The 20,103-nt window shown below is 30.2% G+C and carries 14 protein-coding genes and 1 tRNA gene; 7 read left to right on the forward strand and 8 right to left on the reverse strand.

All coding sequences use genetic code 11. The annotated features are described in order from the left end of the window. Positions 1–206: 206 nt before the first annotated feature. Positions 207–3,314, reverse strand: coding sequence for a glycosyl hydrolase (locus tag Q8S45_RS08600; protein WP_305603731.1), 3,108 nt, complete (start codon positions 3,312–3,314; stop codon positions 207–209). 84 nt (positions 3,315–3,398) lie between these two features. Between Q8S45_RS08600 and Q8S45_RS08605 the strand changes: the two genes are divergently transcribed. The 3 genes from Q8S45_RS08605 (at position 3,399) to rlmN (ending at position 6,853) form a co-directional block, all read left to right on the forward strand. Beyond that, positions 3,399–4,610, forward strand: a complete 1,212-nt coding sequence (locus tag Q8S45_RS08605) for a 3-phosphoshikimate 1-carboxyvinyltransferase (RefSeq protein ID WP_305603734.1) — start codon at positions 3,399–3,401, stop codon at positions 4,608–4,610. An 88-nt stretch (positions 4,611–4,698) separates the two neighbouring features. After that, entirely contained in the window at positions 4,699–5,748 is a 1,050-nt protein-coding gene (gene queA / locus Q8S45_RS08610) for a tRNA preQ1(34) S-adenosylmethionine ribosyltransferase-isomerase QueA (RefSeq protein ID WP_305603737.1), read from the forward strand. A gap of 64 nt (positions 5,749–5,812) precedes the next feature. Beyond that, the gene (gene rlmN / locus Q8S45_RS08615) at positions 5,813–6,853 is read left to right on the forward strand and encodes a 23S rRNA (adenine(2503)-C(2))-methyltransferase RlmN (protein ID WP_305603740.1); all 1,041 of its coding nucleotides are present in this window, start codon (positions 5,813–5,815) and stop codon (positions 6,851–6,853) included. Positions 6,854–6,941: 88 nt separating this feature from the next. Here the strand turns inward: rlmN and Q8S45_RS08620 are convergent, their stop codons facing one another. Further along, positions 6,942–8,330, reverse strand: coding sequence for a dipeptidase (locus tag Q8S45_RS08620; RefSeq protein WP_305603743.1), 1,389 nt, complete (start codon positions 8,328–8,330; stop codon positions 6,942–6,944). A gap of 121 nt (positions 8,331–8,451) precedes the next feature. Between Q8S45_RS08620 and Q8S45_RS08625 the strand changes: the two genes are divergently transcribed. Further along, positions 8,452–8,533: transfer RNA gene (locus tag Q8S45_RS08625), tRNA-Leu, on the forward strand. Positions 8,534–8,674: 141 nt separating this feature from the next. On the opposite strand, the gene Q8S45_RS08630 is transcribed toward Q8S45_RS08625, so the two are convergent. From Q8S45_RS08630 to Q8S45_RS08650, 5 genes are all read right to left on the reverse strand, one after another. Continuing rightward, the gene (locus tag Q8S45_RS08630) at positions 8,675–11,965 is read right to left on the reverse strand and encodes a PAS domain-containing hybrid sensor histidine kinase/response regulator (RefSeq protein ID WP_305603746.1); all 3,291 of its coding nucleotides are present in this window, start codon (positions 11,963–11,965) and stop codon (positions 8,675–8,677) included. 307 nt (positions 11,966–12,272) lie between these two features. Then, positions 12,273–13,070 (reverse strand): DNA/RNA non-specific endonuclease, encoded by a 798-nt coding sequence (locus Q8S45_RS08635; RefSeq protein WP_305603749.1) that lies wholly within the window; start codon positions 13,068–13,070, stop codon positions 12,273–12,275. Between the two features lie 136 nt (positions 13,071–13,206). After that, positions 13,207–13,629: a hypothetical protein gene (locus Q8S45_RS08640; protein ID WP_305603752.1), complete on the reverse strand. Its 423-nt coding sequence runs from the start codon at positions 13,627–13,629 to the stop codon at positions 13,207–13,209. Positions 13,630–13,975: 346 nt separating this feature from the next. After that, positions 13,976–14,281: a thioesterase family protein gene (locus Q8S45_RS08645; protein ID WP_305603755.1), complete on the reverse strand. Its 306-nt coding sequence runs from the start codon at positions 14,279–14,281 to the stop codon at positions 13,976–13,978. Positions 14,282–14,367: 86 nt separating this feature from the next. Further along, positions 14,368–16,485, reverse strand: coding sequence for a carboxy terminal-processing peptidase (locus Q8S45_RS08650; RefSeq protein ID WP_371133004.1), 2,118 nt, complete (start codon positions 16,483–16,485; stop codon positions 14,368–14,370). A gap of 286 nt (positions 16,486–16,771) precedes the next feature. Between Q8S45_RS08650 and surE the strand changes: the two genes are divergently transcribed. From surE to lpxB, 3 genes are read left to right on the forward strand one after another with little or no spacing between them, the layout of a single operon-like run. Further along, positions 16,772–17,536, forward strand: a complete 765-nt coding sequence (gene surE, locus Q8S45_RS08655; protein ID WP_305603757.1) for a 5'/3'-nucleotidase SurE — start codon at positions 16,772–16,774, stop codon at positions 17,534–17,536. Positions 17,537–17,540: 4 nt separating this feature from the next. Then, positions 17,541–17,825 (forward strand): hypothetical protein, encoded by a 285-nt coding sequence (locus tag Q8S45_RS08660; protein WP_305603760.1) that lies wholly within the window; start codon positions 17,541–17,543, stop codon positions 17,823–17,825. A gap of 3 nt (positions 17,826–17,828) precedes the next feature. Continuing rightward, on the forward strand, positions 17,829–18,944 hold the full coding sequence (gene lpxB, locus Q8S45_RS08665; protein ID WP_305603769.1) for a lipid-A-disaccharide synthase: 1,116 nt from the start codon (positions 17,829–17,831) through the stop codon (positions 18,942–18,944). 37 nt (positions 18,945–18,981) lie between these two features. Here lpxB and Q8S45_RS08670 read toward each other — a convergent pair whose 3' ends face one another. Beyond that, positions 18,982–19,869 carry a hypothetical protein gene (locus Q8S45_RS08670; RefSeq protein WP_305603763.1) on the reverse strand — a complete coding sequence of 296 codons (888 nt, stop codon included), beginning with the start codon at positions 19,867–19,869 and terminating at the stop codon, positions 18,982–18,984. Positions 19,870–20,103 lie beyond the last annotated feature (234 nt).

The raw sequence follows: 20,103 nt of genomic DNA on the forward strand, positions 1-20,103 counted from the left end.
GCCTGATTAATCATGTTTTTTATAATGTTTGAAATTCACTATAAATATACTGATTATCAGGCTTTTATGCAAATATTTTATTGCTTTTTATCATAAATTTTTTGCTTTTTTCTTGTGATTTTTAACCCTTAATTCGCATTAAAAAGTAATTGGTAATTAATTTAAAAAAGGAGATTCAAATTTACACTGAATCTCCTTTTTTTGGTTTATTTCAAATTAATAAAATTAATCTCACTTTCCTTCACTTTTTTGTTAAGTTCTTTAATATCGCTATTGAAAATAGAATTAATTTTTTCTAGCTCTTTATCTATTAAAATCACTAATTCATTTTTAAAAGTAATTGCTTGATCTGTTGGTTTGTAATCTCCAATGGAGCTAAGCGCATTTAAATGTGCGAGTTTGTTGTTTAATTTAATAGGAAAATTTAACGGGTCTTGACTGCTCTTGCTTTTAGTTTGATATAATTCGTTTTCATGAAGTGTTAAGCTTTCCTCAATTTTTTTACATAAATCCAAAATGTCTTTATGCTTTTCTTTATCAGAAATTGACTTTTTTACATAACTTATTTGTTCTTTTATTTTAGTGATATTTTTTAATGTTTTATGAATGTCAGTCAGTTTTTGTTGAATGTCAATAATAAAATCAAATTGTGTTTTTAAATCATCATCATTTGCACTGCTTCTAGGATCTTTTATTATATTAAAATCCTGAGTAGAAACCTCTATCTTGTTTTTGAACAATTTAACAGAATACGATCCCGGTAATGCCATAGGACCATTTAGTGAAGCCCACCAAAGAATCATTCCTTTAATTTTTTCAGCCTCTGGGTATTGCATATCCCAGTTAAAGGTATTTGAACCTTGTTTTACTTTAAGTTCATCTTCATTTGCTTCCTCATTAGGTTTATTAGAAAAAGTTTTAATAATTAATCCTTTTTCATCTAAAATAGTTAGCGCCACTGTATCTTTTTCCGTTAGATTTTTAATAAAATAATTAATTAAAACACCACCAGGATGATTTTTTCCTGCAGTTTTTGAAGTTCTACTACTTCCGCCCATTCGGTAACTATCCATAGGTTTAAATAGGAAATTATCTTTTGAAATTAATGTGTTATTAAGTTGATGGAATGGCGTTAAATCGTCTATAATCCAAAATGATCTTCCTTGAGTGGCAGCAATCAAATTATTATTTTTGATAGCTAAATCTGTAATGGGTACAATTGGAAGGTTTAATTGAAAAGAATCCCAGTTTAATCCATCATCAAAACTTACATACATTCCTTTTTCGGTGCCTGAAAATAACAACCCTTTTCTTTTTGGATCGGCTCTTAAGGTTCTGGTAAAATGCTCGGAACCAATACCATTAGTAATTGATTTCCAAGATTTTCCATAATCTTCGGTTTTGTATATATAAGGTGCGTAATCTCCAGATTTATAACGAGTGCCAACAATATAAGCACCGCCTAAAGTAAAAGGATCTGCTTCAATACAGTTTATCATTGTCCATTCAGGCATTTTTGGTGGAGTAACATTACTCCAATTTTTACCACCATCTTTTGTTACATGAACCAATCCATCATCAGAACCAGTCCAAATTAAATTTTTTTCAAAAGGCGATTCCATAGCGGCAAATATAGTTCCATAATACTCTACACCAGTATTGTCTTTTGTGATTGGACCACCAGACGGACCTAATGTTTTTGGATCATTTCGTGTTAAATCGGGACTTATAACTTCAAAAGATTGTCCTTCATTATAGGTAACATGCACATGATTTGAAGTGGTATACATTTTCTTTTGATTATGAGGTGAAAAGAAAATAGGGTAATTCCATTGAAAACGATATTTCATATCTTCCGCACCATGCCCCATTGGATCATCTGGCCAAACATTAATAACTCTTGATTCGTCAGTTTTATGGTTAACTCGTGTAAGCAAACCTCCATAACTTCCGCCATAAACAATATCGTTATTTAAAGGGTCAACGGCAATATGAGCACTTTCGCCACCGGCAGTTTCTTGCCAATCTTGTTCTCCAATGGTTCCTCCATTTGTTCTATGAGAAATTCTAATGGTTGAATTATCTTGCTGTGCACCATAGATTCTATATGGAAAATGATTATCAGTTGTTATTCTATAGATTTGAGAAGTAGGCTGGTTATGATAGGTTGTCCAATTTTCACCAGCATCAAAACTTATTTGAGCCCCACCGTCATCTCCAATAATCATACGCTGATTGTCTTCTGGAGAAATCCATAAATCGTGATGATCTCCATGAGGGGCGTTAAACGATTTAAATGTTTTACCACCATCTTTAGATTGATGGTAATTTACATTAACAACGTATAAAGTATTTTCATCTTTAGTATCAGCATATATACGGGTATAATACCAAGCTCTTTGTCGTAATGCTCTGTCTGAGTTAAAAAGTTTCCAAGTTTTTCCACCATCGATAGATTTATAAACGCCACCATCTTTATTTTCAATTAAGGCCCAAACAATATCACCATTTAAAGGTGAAACCGTTACACCACTTATACCCCAAATTCCTTTTGGTAACCCTTCATTGTTCGAAATATTTATCCAAGATTCTCCTTCATCGGTGCTTTTCCAAAGGGATGAACCATCGCCACCGCTTGATAAACTATAAGGTGTTCTTCTAACATTCCATGTTGTTGCATATAAAATTCGCGAATTGGTTGGGTCAATTATTAAATCTATTGCTCCAGCATTAGCATTTGAAAATAAAACGCGTTTCCAATTTTTTCCACCATCAATAGATTTGTAAATTCCTCTTTCTTCAGAAGATTTATAAATATCGCCTAGAACAGCAGCAAATACAATTTCTGAATTTTTTGGATGAATTCGGACTCTTGGAATATGTCTCGAATTTTTTAACCCTATATTACTCCATGTTTTACCGGCATCAACAGATTTCCACATTCCATCACCTGAAGAAACATTGCCTCGAATTGTTTTTTCTCCATTACCAACATAAATGGTATTTGGATCAGATTCGCTAACTGACACAGCACCAACTGAGCCACCAAAAAAACCATCAGAAATGTTACTCCAAGTATTTCCAGCATCTGTAGTTTTCCAAACTCCACCGCCTGTGGCACCAAAATAATATAGGTTAGGTTTATTTGCAACACCTGTTACCGCAGCACTTCTTCCACCTCTAAACGGTCCAATATTTCGCCATTCAGTAGATTTGTAAAATTCTTCACTAAATTTGGATATTATTTTTTGTGCGTTAACTTTGTACGCTGAAATAAAAAAGAAGCAACTAAGTAATAAAAAGTATTTTTTCATGATGTTTGGTTGAATTGATTGATAATAAAATGAAAAGTAAATCTATAAAAAAATATTTTATTTTAAGTAACAATTGAATAAAGGATGGATTCGTTAAAAATAAATAAAATTAGTAAGCCAGTAAATGGGAATATTCAAATTACGGGTTCAAAAAGTGAAACCAACAGATTATTGATTTTACAGCAATCTTATCCTAATTTAAAAATTGAAAATTGTTCAAATTCTGACGATTCGGTTTTATTGCAAAAAGCGTTGGAAAGTAATTCTAGCGAAATAAATATTGGTCATGCTGGTACAGCAATGCGTTTTTTAACAGCATATTTTTCTGTAAAAGAAAATTCTGAAATTATTTTAACAGGTTCTGAACGAATGAAAAACAGACCAATTAAAATTTTGGTGGATGCTTTAAGAGACTTGGGAGCTTCCATATCATATATAGAAAAGGATGGTTTCCCACCTTTAAGAATAAAGAGTGCTAAACTAGTTAAAAATGAAATTGAAATAGATGGTAATGTAAGTAGTCAATATATTTCAGCGTTATTATTAATTGCACCAACCTTAAAAAGAGGATTGGTTTTAAAATTTAAAGGAGAAGTTACCTCAGTTCCATATATAAAAATGACTTTAAAATTACTTGATTCTGTTGGAATATCTTATAGGTGGGTGGGAAAAACAATTGTAGTTTCACCTAAAAGAGCAATTAAGAACAAAATAATTGAAATAGAGTCTGATTGGAGTTCAGCATCGTATTATTATAGTCTTAGTGCATTGAGTCCTAATTCTGAAATAACACTCTCAACCTATAAAAATAATAGTTTACAAGGAGATTCAATTTTGGCAACGATGTATAGTAGATTAGGCGTTGAAACAATATTTGAAGATAATAAACTACTATTAAAAAACAACAACACAGTAATTAATAGAGGTTTAAATTTAAACTTGAAATCTGCACCAGACATTGCTCAAACTATTGTAGTAACTTGTTTTGGATTAGGAATAGAATGTAATATAAAAGGATTGCACACACTAAAGATTAAGGAAACTGATCGATTGATTGCGTTAAAAAACGAATTGGAAAAATTAGGAGGTGAGATAGAAATTACGAATGAGTCTCTGCATTTAAAACGAAGCCGTATTATTAATGAGAATATATGCATTTCAACCTATGATGATCACAGAATGGCAATGGCCTTTGCGCCACTAGCAACTAAGGTTGCCATTGCGATTGAAGATCCAAATGTAGTTTCAAAATCGTACCCTAATTTTTGGGAAGATTTTAGAAAAATAACTTCATAATTATCTCTTTAACAAACTTTTATTGATAATCACTTGACAACGCCTATGCCGATGTTGTATATTTGCGCTCATTAAAGAAAAAAACTACATGAAATTATCGCATTTTAGATTCGAATTGCCAGAAAATTTATTAGCAGAATATCCAGCAGAGAACAGAGATGAATCTCGGTTAATGGTACTTAATAGAAAGACTCAAACCATTGAGCATAAACTTTTTAGGGATATTATTGATTATTTTGATGAAGGTGATTTAATGATTTTAAATAACACCAAAGTTTTTCCAGCAAGAATGTATGGTGAGAAGGAAAAAACAGGCGCACGTATAGAGGTTTTCTTATTGAGAGAATTAAATGCCGAAAGCAGATTATGGGATGTATTGGTAGATCCAGCTCGAAAAATAAGAATTGGAAATAAATTGTTTTTTGGAGATGATGAAAGTTTAGTTGCTGAGGTAATAGACAACACAACCTCTAGAGGAAGAACATTGCGTTTTTTGTATGATGGATCTTATGAAGAATTTAGAAAAAAATTAGAAGAACTAGGAGAAACACCACTTCCAAAATACATTAACAGACCAGTTAATGAAAGTGATCAAGAAAGATATCAAACTATTTATGCAAAACACGAGGGTGCTGTTGCTGCGCCAACTGCCGGTTTGCATTTTTCTAAACATTTAATGAAACGTTTGGAAATTAAAGGTGTTGATTTTGCAGAAGTTACATTACATGTAGGTTTAGGAACTTTTAGCCCAGTTGAGGTTGAAGATTTGTCTAAGCATAAAATGGATTCGGAACAAATTAGTATTAATGAAGAAACTATTGAAACTGTAAATAGTGCTATAAATAGGAAAAAAAGAATTTGTGCAATTGGCACAACTACAATGAGGGCTATTGAAAGTTCTGTTTCTTCAGATTATCGTTTAAATGCATATACTGGATGGACCAATAAATTTATTTTTCCACCCTACGATTTTAGTATTGCAAATTGTATGGTTACTAATTTTCATACTCCAAAATCAACGTTAATGATGATGGCAGCTGCATTTGCAGGGTACGATTTTTTAATGGAAGCCTATGATGTAGCAGTTAAAGAAAAATATAAATTCTATTCGTACGGAGATGCGATGCTAATTATTTAAAATAAAATATTTTTTATGATTTGATTCCCGCAACTGCGGGAATCTTTTTATAACACCATTATAAATGAGTTCGAAAACAGACATACGTTCATTAACTAAAGAACAACTGCGTGATTTTTTTGTAAAAAACGGAGATAAATCATTTAGAGGAAATCAGGTGTATGAATGGCTTTGGAGTAAAAGTGCACATACTTTTGAAGATATGACAAATCTTTCATTGGAAACAAGAAAAATGTTAGTCGAACACTTTGTTATTAACCATATTGTGGTTGATAATTTTCAAAGAAGTAAAGATGGTACGGTTAAAAATGTAGTTACCCTTCACGATGGGTTAATTGTTGAATCTGTTTTAATTCCTACAAATTCTAGAACAACGGCTTGTGTTTCTAGCCAAGTAGGTTGTAGTTTAGATTGTTTGTTTTGTGCGACAGCCCGATTAAAAAAAATGAGAAATTTAAATCCAGATGAAATTTTTGATCAGGTAAGTGCCATTAATGATGAAAGTTTAAAAACATACAACCATAAATTATCAAATATTGTATTTATGGGAATGGGAGAACCTTTAATGAATTACAATAATATTTTGCTCGCCATTGATAAAATAACTTCACCAGAAGGTTTAGGAATGTCGCCTAGAAGAATAACTGTTTCAACTTCTGGAATACCAAAAATGATTAGAAAATTAGCCGATGACGAGGTGAAATTTAATTTAGCAGTTTCTTTGCATTCCGGTATAGAAGAAGTAAGAAATAAAATTATGCCATTTAGTAAGGCTTTTCCTTTAACCGAATTAAAAGAATCTTTAGAATATTGGTATTCAAAAACAGAAAGTAGAGTTACTTACGAATACGTTGTTTGGAAAGGAATAAATGATAATAGAGAGGCAATTGATGCCTTGGTAGCATTTTGTAAAAATGTGCCTTGTAAGGTGAATTTAATTGAATATAATAGTATTGATGAGCCTGATTTTGTGCAAGCTACAGATATGGCTATCGATGATTATATCAGCGTGTTAGAAATGAATGATATCATTGTAAATGTTAGAAGAAGTAGAGGAAAAGATATTGACGCTGCTTGTGGGCAATTGGCAAATAAAACGATATAATTTTCGTGAATCCAAAAATAGTATACAATTAGTAGTTTTTAGCGCAGTCGAAATGATTTTATATTTCTCAACTGCGCTTTAAACTTTTTTATTTACTCATTTCTGTAAAATATTTATAAAATAAAGGAATAGTTTCGATGCCTTTTAGGTAGTTAAACACTCCAAAATGCTCATTAGGAGAATGTATAGCATCACTAGCCAAACCAAATCCCATTAAAATTGTTTTACTTTTTAACTCTTTCTCAAAAAGCGCAACTATTGGAATACTCCCCCCAGAACGTTGAGGAATAGATGTAACACCAAAACTTTCTGAATATGCTTTATTGGCTGCTTTGTATGCAATATTGTCTATAGGAGTAACATATCCTTGCCCACCGTGATGTGGTTTTACTTTTACAGTTACCGATTTTGGAGCAATTGCTTCAAAATGGGTTTTGAATAATTCTGTTATTTCTTGCCAATCTTGGTTAGGAACCAAGCGCATAGATATCTTTGCAAAGGCAGAACTGGCAATAACAGTTTTTGCTCCTTGGCCTGTATAACCTCCCCAAATACCATTTACGTCTAATGTTGGTCTTATTGAAGTGCGTTCATTGGTTGTGTAACCAGTTTCTCCATAAACTTCTTCAAGGTCTAGAGCCTTTTTATAGGCGTCTAATGAGAAAGGCGCTTTTGCCATTTCTGCTCTTTCTTCGTCAGATAAATCTTGTACTTTATCATAAAAACCAGGAATTGTTATGCGATTATTTTCATCATGTAAAGAAGCAATCATTTTAGCCAATATGTTTATTGGATTGGCAACAGCGCCTCCATATAAACCAGAATGTAAATCTCTATTAGGTCCAGTAACTTCAACTTCAACATAACTTAAGCCTCTTAACCCAGTAGTTATAGAGGGTTGGCTATTAGAAATCATACCAGTATCTGAAATTAAAATAACATCGTTCGCTAATTTTTCTTGATTGCGTTCAACAAACCAAGCTAAACTTGTAGATCCAATTTCCTCTTCCCCTTCAATCATAAATTTAACATTACAAGGTAAATTTCCGGTAGAGGTCATATATTCTAATGCTTTTACGTGCATGTACATTTGTCCTTTATCGTCACAAGCACCACGAGCAAAAATGGCTCCATCTGGATGTATTTCTGTTTTTTTTATTACAGGTTCAAATGGTGGAGATGTCCATAGTTCGAGTGGGTCTGCCGGCTGTACATCATAATGACCATAAACTAAAATTGTTGGAAGTTTTGGGTCTATAATTTTTTCACCATATACAATTGGGTAACCAGGAGTTTCGCAAATTTCTACCATATCGCACCCTGCTTTTTCTAATGCTATTTTTACCGCGGTGGCAGTATTAATTACATCTTGACTATAAGCAGTATCGGCACTTACTGAAGGTATTTTTAGTAATTCAACCAGTTCATTAATAAACCGACTTTTATGCTCTTGAACATATAACTTGATATTTTTCATTGAAATAATATTATTTTCTTCAAAAATAGTAATTTTTTATGAAATTAAAATTAGTTAAAAAATATGTAAATCTACTTTGCAATTTGCAAGTATTGTGTATATTTGCACCCACAATTATCACGCGGGCGTGGTGGAATTGGTAGACACGCCAGACTTAGGATCTGGTGCCGCAAGGTGTGAAAGTTCGAGTCTTTTCGCCCGCACAAAGCTCTTCTGAAAAGAAGGGCTTTTTTTATGTAAGTAAGATTAAATGAAATAGAAGATTCAGTGTAGCTAGAGAAATTCTTAATGACGAGTTTTCAGCCTTTTTAAACAGCATCTTTTAAGTCGCCTAATACGAAGTTTTAAATGTTTAAATATTTTGTTAAAATTGGTTCTAAGTTTTTTCGAGTAATTGGTTTTGAAATAAAGTCGTTACAACCGGCATTATGTGCTTTTTCTTTATCTTCAGGAGTTGAATAAGCCGTTTGAGCAACCACCGTTAGTGTTGGATTTAGTTCTTTTATAAGTATTGTAGCCTCAAATCCATTCATTTTTGGCATTTTAATGTCCATTAAAACTAAATTAATAGTATTGTTGTTTTTGCAAATTTCTACAGCTTCAATACCATTTTTCGCATGTAATATTTTATAATCTAAGTTAAAAGAATCAACGAGTAACATTTCTAAAAATAGATAGTTTACTTCTTCATCTTCGGCAATTAAAATTGATTTCATAACGGGGTTTATTTTTTTTTCAATAATTGTTTTATCTTCATTTGAATAATTTGGAACGTATGGAATGCACACTGTAAATTTAGATCCAATCCCTTTTTCTGATTTTAATTTAATTTTTCCCTTTAATAATTCACTATTTTCTTTGGCTATTGAAAGACCTAGTCCAAGACCTCCAAATTTTTGGGATAACTCTTTCTCCTCTTGTGCAAATCGATCAAAAATACTGGATTGTTTTTCTTTTGCAATGCCTATACCTGTATCACTTACGTATATTTCTATAAAATTATTTTTTAATTCATAACCAAGAGATATATGACCAATATTTGTAAATTTAAACGCATTTTCTAACAAGTTATTCAATATTTTCAGCAGTTTGCCCTCATCGGTAATTATATTGCTTTGGGTATCGGTTAATCCTTTATAAAAGTATAATGGTATGTTCTGCTCTTTTGCTTTTAAATTAAATATTGAAAATAATTCAAATAATAATGAATTAAGATTTACTTTATTTTCTTGTGTCGTAACTTGTTTTGTTTCCAATCTAGATATTTCTAAAATATCATCGATTACCTGTAACAATTGATTTCCACTATTTTGAATTATGGTTATGTATTGCTTTCTGCGCTCTAAACTTAAATCGGGGTTAGATAATAGTGCTGTGAAACCTAAAATACCATTCATAGGTGTTCTAATTTCGTGCGACATATTATTTAAAAATTCGGTTTTTAAGTGGTCGCTTTCTTCTGCTTTTTCTTTTGCTATTTTAAGTATTTTGTTTTGCTCTTTTATTTTTATTTCTGCATTTTTACGTTCAGTGATGTCTTGAATAGTGCCTGAAAAACTAATTGGTTCGCCTTCTTCATAAGTTATTTCACCTAAACCATGAATCCATTTTAATTTCTTTGTGCCTTTTGTGAAAATCCGATATTCTCTATCAAATTTTTCTCCATTTTCAATACAACTGTTCAATGTTTTTTGATTGTCTTTACTATCTTTAGGATGTATTAGGGTTCTCCAAACATCAAATGTTTTAGTGTCTTTTGGTTTAAAACCTGAAATCTTATCAAAAATATATGAACTTGTAAATAATTTGCTTTTTAAATCTAAGAAATAAGTGCCTATTTGGGCAATATTTTGGGCATCTAGCAATTTACGTTCACTTTCCTTTAAATCTAATTCATTTTTTTTGAGTTCAGTAATATCTTGTTTTATAGCCAGAAAATTTACAATTTTCCCTTGCTCATTTTTTATGGGAGTAATGGTAGTTTCTTCCCAAAATAAGTTGCCGTTTTTAGCTTTATTTATAAATTGACCTTGCCAAATAGCTCCTCCTTTTACAGTTTCCCATAAATTGGTAAAATATTCTTTAGGTTGAGTACTCGAATTTAAAAATCGCGGATTTTTACCTATAGCTTCATCAGAAGTATAACCAGTAATATCAGTAAATTTTTTATTTACATATTCAATAGTTCCCTCGGTATCTGTTATAATTATAGAGTTTGCACTTTGCTCAACGACTGTTGAAAGCTTTTTCATTTCAGAAATGGCATTTTCTTTAAAGGTAATATCTCTATTTACTCCTTGAAAACCAATGAAATTTCCATTTTTACAAAAAATTGGATTCGCAAATGAGTCTAAAATAATTTTTTTACCATTTTTATCTCGAACTTTTATAATTAAGTTTTTCCATCCAATTTTTTTGGACACTTGTTTTTTAATCAGTTCTTTGGCCGACTGTGTTACTGATTTGGATAAAAATGAATAAATAGATTTACCCATTAATTCCTGTGGTAAAAATCCTGTAATCTCTTCAACCATGTGATTGCAATAGTTAAATATTCCCTTTTCATTGGTTGCCCAAATCCATTCTGAAGTGTTTTCAACTATATTTCTGAATTTTTCTTCACTTTTTAACAATTCCTTTTCAGATTTAACTCTATCCGTAATATCTGAAATTGAAATAATTGCTTTTAGTTCATTTTTATTTTTATTATGAAATAAATTGACTTTTACAATTCCAACAACGTCATCACCTAAGAAGTTTTTAAAAACCACTTCGTAGATAACCTCCTTGTTACCTTTTAAAATATCAACTACAATTTTTTCATATTGGACAAGGGCATTTTCAGTTCTGATTTTATGAATATTGTTTATAAGGTCTTCTTTATCTTTAGCTTTAAATAATTTAACGGAAGCATCATTTACATTCGATATTATTACATTTGAAATGCATTCAATAAAAAATTCTGGGTTTTCATGGTAGTATTTTTGAATGTCCTTAATGCCTGAAGCTAATAATTCTTGTATTTTGCGATAGCCGTAACTAAAATCTTCTTCCCATAGTGAAATTGGGTTCTCATTAAATAAATGTTGGTAATTTTCTTCACTTTCTTTCAATTGATTAATTTGATTCTCAAAAACAGCCTCAAAAAGAACTTTTTCAAGAACCTGAGCTGCTTTTAAGGCAACTATTTGAAGTGCAGTTTCAATTGATTTAACATTTTGCAATTCCTTTGTGCCTAAAATAGCTATTAATCCGATAGGTTCACCTTTAGCGCTCCAAAGAGGAATACCAATATAACTTTCAGCTTTCATGTTAACTAACATTTCATCTTTTGGAAATAATTTTTGAATGTTAGATGGGTAAGAGCACAATTTTTTGTTTATAACATTTTCACAAGGAGTATCTGTTAATTCATAGGTAATATTTGGTGCAATGCCATTATTACTATATAATGCCACTGTTTCAACAATACCTGGATTTTCAAGAAAATATTTGTCAATCAATACATATTCAACTTGAAATAATTCGGCAAGAAACTCAGAAAACGAATTTAAAAATTGGTAATTTAAAGACCCTACACCTTTTTCATGAATAAATTCTAATACCTTTTCAGTGTAGTTTTGTTTTAATATCATACCCAATTTTAAATAAAAACTAAAAAATTTGTATTTGCTGAATTTGTTTAAATCATTTTTTTCTATTCTACTATTTTTTGTGATTTATGAGTCCAAAAAAGCTATGATTAAAAGTAAATTGTTGTTTTTTATATATAATCAGGGAGCTATAACTAATAAACAGTAATAGTTAAATGATAAAAGTAATTTTTTTTTAATTATAATCCTAATTTTATAAACTATTATTAAATAGTTGAAGCATAACATATTATATATTTTTTAGTTTAAATATAAATACTCAAAGTTTAAAAAATTTGTAAAAACACAACTATTTATGAAGGCTCCACAAGGTGTAATTATCAGATGCTTCAATGTTATTTTCAATTTCATCGGGTAAATCATAAAAAAAATCAATACCCGTTAATTTTTCTATTTCATCAATACTTGTAACAAAATAGTATAAACCTTTTTCAGTTTCCTCGTGAGGTATTAAAAATGCAATTGCTTTTATTTTGGGTTTGGTATTGTCTAAAATTATTTTATAAAAATAGTTTGGAACTGCCACTTTTTCACTTCCAATAGTTTTTAAATTATCGTTTAAAACACCACCAGTAACAACATATAATTTATCATATTTTTGTGCCCAATAGCGTACTTTTTGTTCCAATCTATTCCAAATTCCTCCATTAAAATCGTACAATTGAGGGGAAATATTTGAAGTTAAAAAAGTTTCATTAAATGCCTCTTCAGAGAATTTTCGATCTCCTGCTGGGCATAAATGCCCTTTGTTGTAACCGGAGTTTTTATAATTTTTATAATGGGCACTTTTGGTTGTAACCTTTGGGTCTAGTTCAAAAAAGGGTCTTTTAAATTGATTGTTTTTAAGATGGTCTTTTTTTAATGTATATGCAACCCACTCCGCTTGTTCGTACTTTTCATTATACGAAAGTGAATAGAATTGATGGTGTATAATTTGCTTTGTTGTTGAAGTTGGAAGAAAATTAAATGTTGAATTGTTTTGAGTATTACTTGACGATTTTTTTTCAACATAATAATGATCGTAAAAATAAAATCCGGTTGCGAATAGAATAGTAATTACAGTATATATTATTTTTCTGTTTTCCATTTTTAATGAAGGATTTTCTTTATTTTTTGTAAATAATCTCAAAAGATTATAAGAACATCTTTTTATGCAAAATAAACTTAAAAAATAAGAAAGCCTCTAAATATAGAAGCTTTCTTAAAAAATTATTTTGTGATATTTACTTACTTGTCGTTGATTTGTAAACTAAAGCAATAATTACACCAGCAATTCCTATAAAAATAATGTCAAGAATTGCCTCAGCAAAAACGCCTGTTAAATCAGAAAAATTGGTAGTGCCATACCATAATAAACCCATACCTAGACCTATAAATGCTCCAACCATTGCGCCAAGTTCAAAACCTTGTTTGGCACTATGCGTATCTCTTGCCCATTTGCTATATATAGTTGATAGGAAAAAAGCTTCAACAAAACAACCAAGAGCAATATAAGTCAAATTCATAGGGTCTTTCATTACCCCTGTTGCAGAACCTGCATGTTGTGCGAAAAAATCTACAGTTAATACTCCCCAAATAAGATAGCCACCAAAAAATAAGAAAATACCTGTAGCTAAAGTTGCTAATAAATTCGATTTTGTGAACATAATTATAAAAATTTATGGTTAATTGGAATGCAAGATAGTGTTTTTTTTGATTTAAAAAACATATAATATCTTAATACCCAGCAAAATAGATGTTCATAACTTGAATGAAGTTAATGTTTTTAAGGGTTTATAAGTTTGAATAATTATTATAAGTGTAAAACCCTTCTGTAAAAAATAATGTAATAATAGTATATATAAATTTTCTATTTAGCACTTTTTAAGGGTATTTCTTCGAAATTATTGGTTTTAGGCAAATCTTCAAATATAGATTTAAACTCTGATGGAAGTGAAGTTAGTTTTCTTTTTATTAAATCTATCCAAGCTCCGTACACTTTTATTTCTGCAGCTAATTTGCTGCTTCATTAAAAATTTGATGATTAAATCGCCAACGTTCAATGCCTTTAGAAACACCTTCCAATTCCATTTTAACGGTGATATTTTCACCAATATGAATTTCTTTAAAAAAAGAAGTTTCTTCTTTAAATAAAATTGGGCCAATATTTAATTTGGCAAATTCGTTGATTGAAAGTCCATGTTCCTGAAAAAAGCGCACCCTAACTTCTGCTGCGTAATCATTGTATGCCGTGTGGCGCATATGACGGTTTGGGTCAAAATCTGACCATTTTGTTTTAAAAGTAATTTCGAAATTCATTAAATGGGTTTTAAAAAACAAATGTACTGTAAATAAAAAAAGAGTTGATTTCAATCAACTCTTTCTTAAAGGGTTTCTGCAATAATTTAATTTTTAACCAATTGGTATTTTGGTTTAATTTTTAATTCACTCAAAACATTTATAGCCTCTTCTACATACATATCTTTTTTTAGATTTGAATGCCATACTTTTCTTTTTTCAGCTAAATCAGTATTATCAGCTAAAAGTTGAGTTTCATATAATGGGGAATTATATGTTAAATTAGTTGTGTAATTTTTTAATTGATCGTATTGTTTAGATTCTTGAATGGTTGCTTCAATTTCGGCACTAAATTTTTGAAGATTTAATTCAACTGTTGCATCATCTTGATTTTCTTTCAACCATTTTGCATTTTTATCAATTAGTTTAAAATAGTCATTACTGCCTATTCTTTTTTTGCTATTATTAACGGTTTCATTAAAATTTTGATAATTATCCCACAATGTATAAGGTGTTGGGGCAATTTTATCATATTTCAAAGAATTTTCAATATCACGTTCACCAATTTCCATATAGGTGTATCTGCTAGGTAACATAATATCTGAATGTACCCCTTCTTGCTGGGTAGATCCTCCATTAATTCTGTAAAATTTTTGAATAGTCATTTTTAGGGCACCAACATCGGCATCCATATTGTGATAACGATTTAGGTCTAAAACACTTTGGACTGTTCCTTTTCCATACGTTTGTTTAGCTCCAATAATTACTGCTCTTCCATAATCTTGCATAGCTGCTGCAAATATTTCTGACGCAGAAGCTGATAATTCATTTACCAAAACAACAACTGGTTTGTCCCATATTACACTAGGATCCTTATCGTTTTTAATATCTGGTGCTTTATCTCTATATTTTACTTGAACTACAGGACCTTTATTAATAAATAACCCAGTTATTTCAATTGCTGTTTGCAAAGATCCACCTCCATTATTTCTTAAATCAATAACTAAGCCTTCAATATTTTCACTTTTAAGTCTTTCAATTTCTTGTGCCATATCAGTGGCTGAATTTCTATAATTTTCCTCAACAAAATCTATATAGAATTTAGGAAGATTTATAACTCCAAAATTTTTGCCATCTTTTTCAACAATACTAGATTTTATAAATGTTTCTTCTATTTCAACAATATCTCTTATTATTTTTATAATCTTAATGGTTCCGTCAATCTTTTTAACAGTTAGTCTAACCTCAGTTCCTTTCTGTCCTTTAATAAATTCAATGGCATCATCCAATCTCATTCCAACTATATCAAGTGGTTTTTGATTGCCTTGAGCTACTTTTAAAATTAAATCTTCCACTTCAAGTTCACCTTGTTTCCAAGCAGGACCGCCAGAAATTAACTCAACTACTTTTGTATAATCATTTTTCTTTTGTAGTCGTGCACCAATTCCTTCTAATTTTCCAGCCATAGAAATGTCAAAACGTTTTTTATCGCTTGGATCGAAATAACTAGTATTTGGATCAAATTCTTCGGTAATACTATTTATAAAAGTTGAAAACCAATCGGTATAAGTCAATTCCTTAATACGATCAAAAGTCTCATCCATATTTGTTAAAGTTGCTAATCGTGCTTCATTTTCTAAATAATCTAAAGATTTAATAATATAAGTATTATCTTCAATTTGTTTATCCTTTTCAATAGTTAGTTTATCATGAAGTCTAGATAATGTATTGAATTTTAGATATAAACGCCATGTATTTACAATTTCTTGTGTGTTTTTTGCATAAGAAAGGTTTTCAAAATCAACATTTAAAATTTCATCGTCCTCAAAATTAAATGGATTTTCAAGAAGCTCTTTATAATAAGGTTTAGAATCTTCAAAACGTTGTTCAAGTCTATTATAAACTAAAAAGAAAAAAGTTAAATCTTCATTTTTTATTTGGTCGTCAATTAGTAATTTATAGTTGCTAAATTCGTCAATATCACTTTGTAAAAAATATCGTTTTGTAGGATCTAGACGCTCTAAAAAACCATCAAAAACTCGTTCAGAAAAATGATCATTTATTTCTTGAGGTTGATAATGTCCTTCAGTTAATACATATTTCAAAATGGTTAATAATAACTTGTCTTTTGGTTCTTGATTTGTGTTTGCAGATGCTTGAAAACTTAATAAAAAGCTAGCAAGTAAGATAAAAGACAATGAAAATCTAAATTTTTTAAACATCATATTGTTGTTAATAGTTTTTACTAGATTAGCTAAAATAGTGCCAATTTTTATAATGGAGTCTAATTTAACTTTTTTTACATATTCTTAAGAGAGATGCATTACTTTTTTATTTTTATTCTTAAAACTGTTTGTTCAACAATTAAAGAAGATAATTTTCCAAAATAAAATGGCTTTTATTTTTTACAATAGTACTAAATTTAAACCATTATAATATTTACGAAATGTTAAAGTTTTAGTGATAAAATTGATATAAAATAGAGTAGCTTTGCTCTTTAATATATATAAAATGAAGAAAAAACCGTTAATTTTAGTAACTAATGATGACGGAATCATGGCACCAGGGTTACGAACATTGATTGAAGTAATGATAGAAATTGGTGACGTTGTTGTTGTTGCTCCCGATAGCCCACAAAGTGGAATGGGACACGCAGTAACTATTAGTGAAACGCTCTATTGTGATGAAATAAAAGTAGATGATGGGCCTCAAAAAGAGTTTAAATCGTCTGGCACGCCCGCCGATTGTGTTAAGCTTGCGGTTAGTGAGATTTTAGATAGAAAACCAGATTTATGTGTTTCTGGTATTAATCACGGATCAAATTCATCCATTAATGTTATTTATTCAGGTACCATGAGCGCTGCAGTTGAAGCCGGTGTTGAAGGGATTCCAGCCATCGGTTTCTCGTTATTAGATTACTCTTGGGATGCAGATTTTTTACCATTAAAAAGTTATATTAAGCAGATTGCAGAAAATGTTTTGAAAAATGGTTTGCCAGATGGAGTGGTATTAAACGTTAATTTTCCGAAAAATAAAACATTTGAGGGTATCAAAATTTGTCGTCAGGCAAGAGCAAATTGGGTAGAAGAGTTCGACAAAAGAATCAACCCACAAGGGAAAGTGTATTATTGGCTTACTGGAAAATTTGTGAATATGGATAAAGGTGAAGATACAGATGAATGGGCTTTGGCAAACAATTATATTTCAATTGTACCAGTGCAGTTCGATTTAACAGCGCATCATTTTATTCATAAATTAAACGATTGGAATTTATAATTTTATGCTTAAAGAAATTTTAATAGGTTTTGTAATTGCCCTTATTGCAACAGCATTTGGTTGTTTTTTGTTTATTGAATTTATATCACCCTTTGATTTTAGCACTTCAATCAATTTAATTTTAGAAGGAAATTTAACTGGTAAGGTATTGGTTTTAGGTGCAATAGCTAATTTTTTTGTATTTTTTGTTTTTCTCAAAAAGAAACAAATTTATAGAGCTAGAGGTGTTTTAATGGAAACTTTTTTAATTGCTTTTTTAGTATTGTTATTAACTTTGTTTTCAAAATAGATGATGAAATATTATATAATTTCGGGTGAGGCTTCAGGAGATTTACACGGTTCTAACTTGATGAAAGCGCTGTTTGAAGAAGATTCCAACATCGATATAAGATTTTGGGGTGGCGATTTAATGAATGAAGTGGGTGGAACTTTAGTTAAACATTATCGTGAACTAGCTTTTATGGGTTTTGCTGAAGTTATATTGAATATTGGAGCCATTTTAAAAAATATTAGCTTTTGCAAAAAAGACTTGCTTGCTTTTAACCCTGATGTTTTGGTATTAATAGACTATCCTGGGTTTAATATGCGAATTGCTGAATTTGCAAAAAAAAATGGAATAAAAGTAGTGTATTATATTTCTCCTCAAATTTGGGCTTGGAAAGAAAATAGGATTCACCAAATTAAACACAATGTTGATGAAATGTGTGTTATTTTACCTTTTGAAAAGGATTTTTATGAAAAAAAACATCAATTTAAGGTTCATTTTGTTGGCCATCCATTGATTGATGCAATTGCAAACAGATCTCAAGTCGACGAAAATGAATTTAGAATTGAACATAAACTATCGCAAAAACCTATAATTGCCTTATTACCTGGAAGTAGAAAACAAGAGATAACAAAATTACTAACTGTAATGTTAACGCTAACAGATAAATTTTCCGAATATCAATTTGTTATTGCCGGTGCTCCTAGCCAGGAATATGAATTTTATAAGCAGTTTATAAAAAAATCAAATGTTGCATTTATAAGTAATAAAACGTACGATTTATTATCAATATCTTATGCTGCAATGGTAACTTCAGGTACTGCTACCTTGGAAACAGCACTATTTAAAGTGCCAGAAGTAGTCTGTTATAAAACGAGCTGGATTTCTTATCAAGTTGGAAAACAATTAGTTAAATTAAAATATATTTCCTTGGTAAATTTAATAATGGATCAGAAAGTAGTAACTGAATTGATTCAAGATAAATGTAATTCAAAAAATTTAGAAATTGAATTGAGACGACTTTTAGAAGCCTCACATCGTGAAAAAATATTTCTCAATTATTTTGATTTAGAAAAAAAATTAGGTGGTAAGGGTGCTTCGAAAAGGGTTGCTAATCTTATTACAAAAAAAGAGGTTGTTTAAATTTAAACAACCTCTTTTTTTAGATTTTTTGACTCAATTACTTACACAATATTTTTAAAGTATTTTCTATATCTCCAGGAGTGCTCATAATTTTCATAAAAGTTCCCATTGTTAAATCTGGCCAATGTAAAGCAATTCTATATCTTCCATGAAGCATTGTAGCAGTTTTACCCTGTAAGATTATTTCATAAGGCATTGCGGCTGCATGTGATTCTCCAATTTTAGGTAAAAAATTTGCCTCTCCGGTTGTCGCACTTTGCAATCCAACCCCAAAAACCGCAATATTTTCATTTGGATAAACAATTTTGTAAACTTGAACAGTATTACCCTTTTTAGTTTTCAAATTTGCTTCAATAGTTTTAAGTCCTTCTTCAAAAGAAGAAAATTCATTTAAAGTTACAGGATCTGTGAAATAAGGCATCATTACTTTGTAATGATATTTACCTAATTTATCTGCCTGAACAGTTCCTCCAAAAGGTTTAAACTCTTTTCCAATTACTGCAAAAGTTGATTTTAAATCGTTGCTAAAATCTACAAAAGTAGCTTTGTAGGTATTGTAATTTACGCCTAAATAGGCTCTCAAAATGTAATCTGGATTAGTGTAAGAAATGGTTATTTTTCCATTTTCTTGAACCAAACCAACTTTAAAGACTGCTCCTAGGGCTCCTCTGTCTGCAACTTTAATTACGGTATTTTTTAAATCAGTTCGTGTAAAAGCTATTACTGTTAATCCACTTTTGTTAGCTGGATGGTAGTTTCCTAAAACAGTAAAAGAATTATCTTCAAGTGCTTTAATAACTTTTTCTGAAACATGTTGTATTGACTCCCCACTTTGCCCAACTTTAATATAAGGTGCTAAATCTTGTGCACATATATTAAGTGAAACGAATAGGAATGTTAGACTGCTAAAAATAAGATTTTTCATAAATTATAATTTTAATTATTCGTCAAAATTACCTTATAATAAAAGGCGTATTTATGATATAAATCATTCAGTAACAATTGTTACAAGTTAAACTAAGTAATGGTTAAAATTTAATGTCGTATTTAATGTCAAAATTATTCAGCACTAAATTTAATTGTTCTTTGAGGTTTTTAAAGCATTTATAAGCATCGAAATCTAGCCATTGATATTTTATTCTTCGCCACAGTATTTCTA

This window comes from Lutibacter sp. (genome assembly GCF_030692605.1).
In the GTDB taxonomy this organism is placed as follows: domain Bacteria; phylum Bacteroidota; class Bacteroidia; order Flavobacteriales; family Flavobacteriaceae; genus Lutibacter.

What these genes read in the sequence shown, in the direction of transcription:
- Q8S45_RS08600 (WP_305603731.1), bottom strand. Translation starts at nt 3,314, where the DNA reads ATGAAAAAATACTTTTTATTACTTAGTTGCTTCTTTTTTATTTCAGCG.
- Q8S45_RS08605 (WP_305603734.1), top strand. Translation starts at nt 3,399, where the DNA reads ATGGATTCGTTAAAAATAAATAAAATTAGTAAGCCAGTAAATGGGAAT.
- queA (WP_305603737.1), top strand. Translation starts at nt 4,699, where the DNA reads ATGAAATTATCGCATTTTAGATTCGAATTGCCAGAAAATTTATTAGCA.
- rlmN (WP_305603740.1), top strand. Translation starts at nt 5,813, where the DNA reads ATGAGTTCGAAAACAGACATACGTTCATTAACTAAAGAACAACTGCGT.
- Q8S45_RS08620 (WP_305603743.1), bottom strand. Translation starts at nt 8,330, where the DNA reads ATGAAAAATATCAAGTTATATGTTCAAGAGCATAAAAGTCGGTTTATT.
- Q8S45_RS08630 (WP_305603746.1), bottom strand. Translation starts at nt 11,965, where the DNA reads ATGATATTAAAACAAAACTACACTGAAAAGGTATTAGAATTTATTCAT.
- Q8S45_RS08635 (WP_305603749.1), bottom strand. Translation starts at nt 13,070, where the DNA reads ATGGAAAACAGAAAAATAATATATACTGTAATTACTATTCTATTCGCA.
- Q8S45_RS08640 (WP_305603752.1), bottom strand. Translation starts at nt 13,629, where the DNA reads ATGTTCACAAAATCGAATTTATTAGCAACTTTAGCTACAGGTATTTTC.
- Q8S45_RS08645 (WP_305603755.1), bottom strand. Translation starts at nt 14,281, where the DNA reads ATGAATTTCGAAATTACTTTTAAAACAAAATGGTCAGATTTTGACCCA.
- Q8S45_RS08650 (WP_371133004.1), bottom strand. Translation starts at nt 16,485, where the DNA reads ATGATGTTTAAAAAATTTAGATTTTCATTGTCTTTTATCTTACTTGCT.
- surE (WP_305603757.1), top strand. Translation starts at nt 16,772, where the DNA reads ATGAAGAAAAAACCGTTAATTTTAGTAACTAATGATGACGGAATCATG.
- Q8S45_RS08660 (WP_305603760.1), top strand. Translation starts at nt 17,541, where the DNA reads ATGCTTAAAGAAATTTTAATAGGTTTTGTAATTGCCCTTATTGCAACA.
- lpxB (WP_305603769.1), top strand. Translation starts at nt 17,829, where the DNA reads ATGAAATATTATATAATTTCGGGTGAGGCTTCAGGAGATTTACACGGT.
- Q8S45_RS08670 (WP_305603763.1), bottom strand. Translation starts at nt 19,869, where the DNA reads ATGAAAAATCTTATTTTTAGCAGTCTAACATTCCTATTCGTTTCACTT.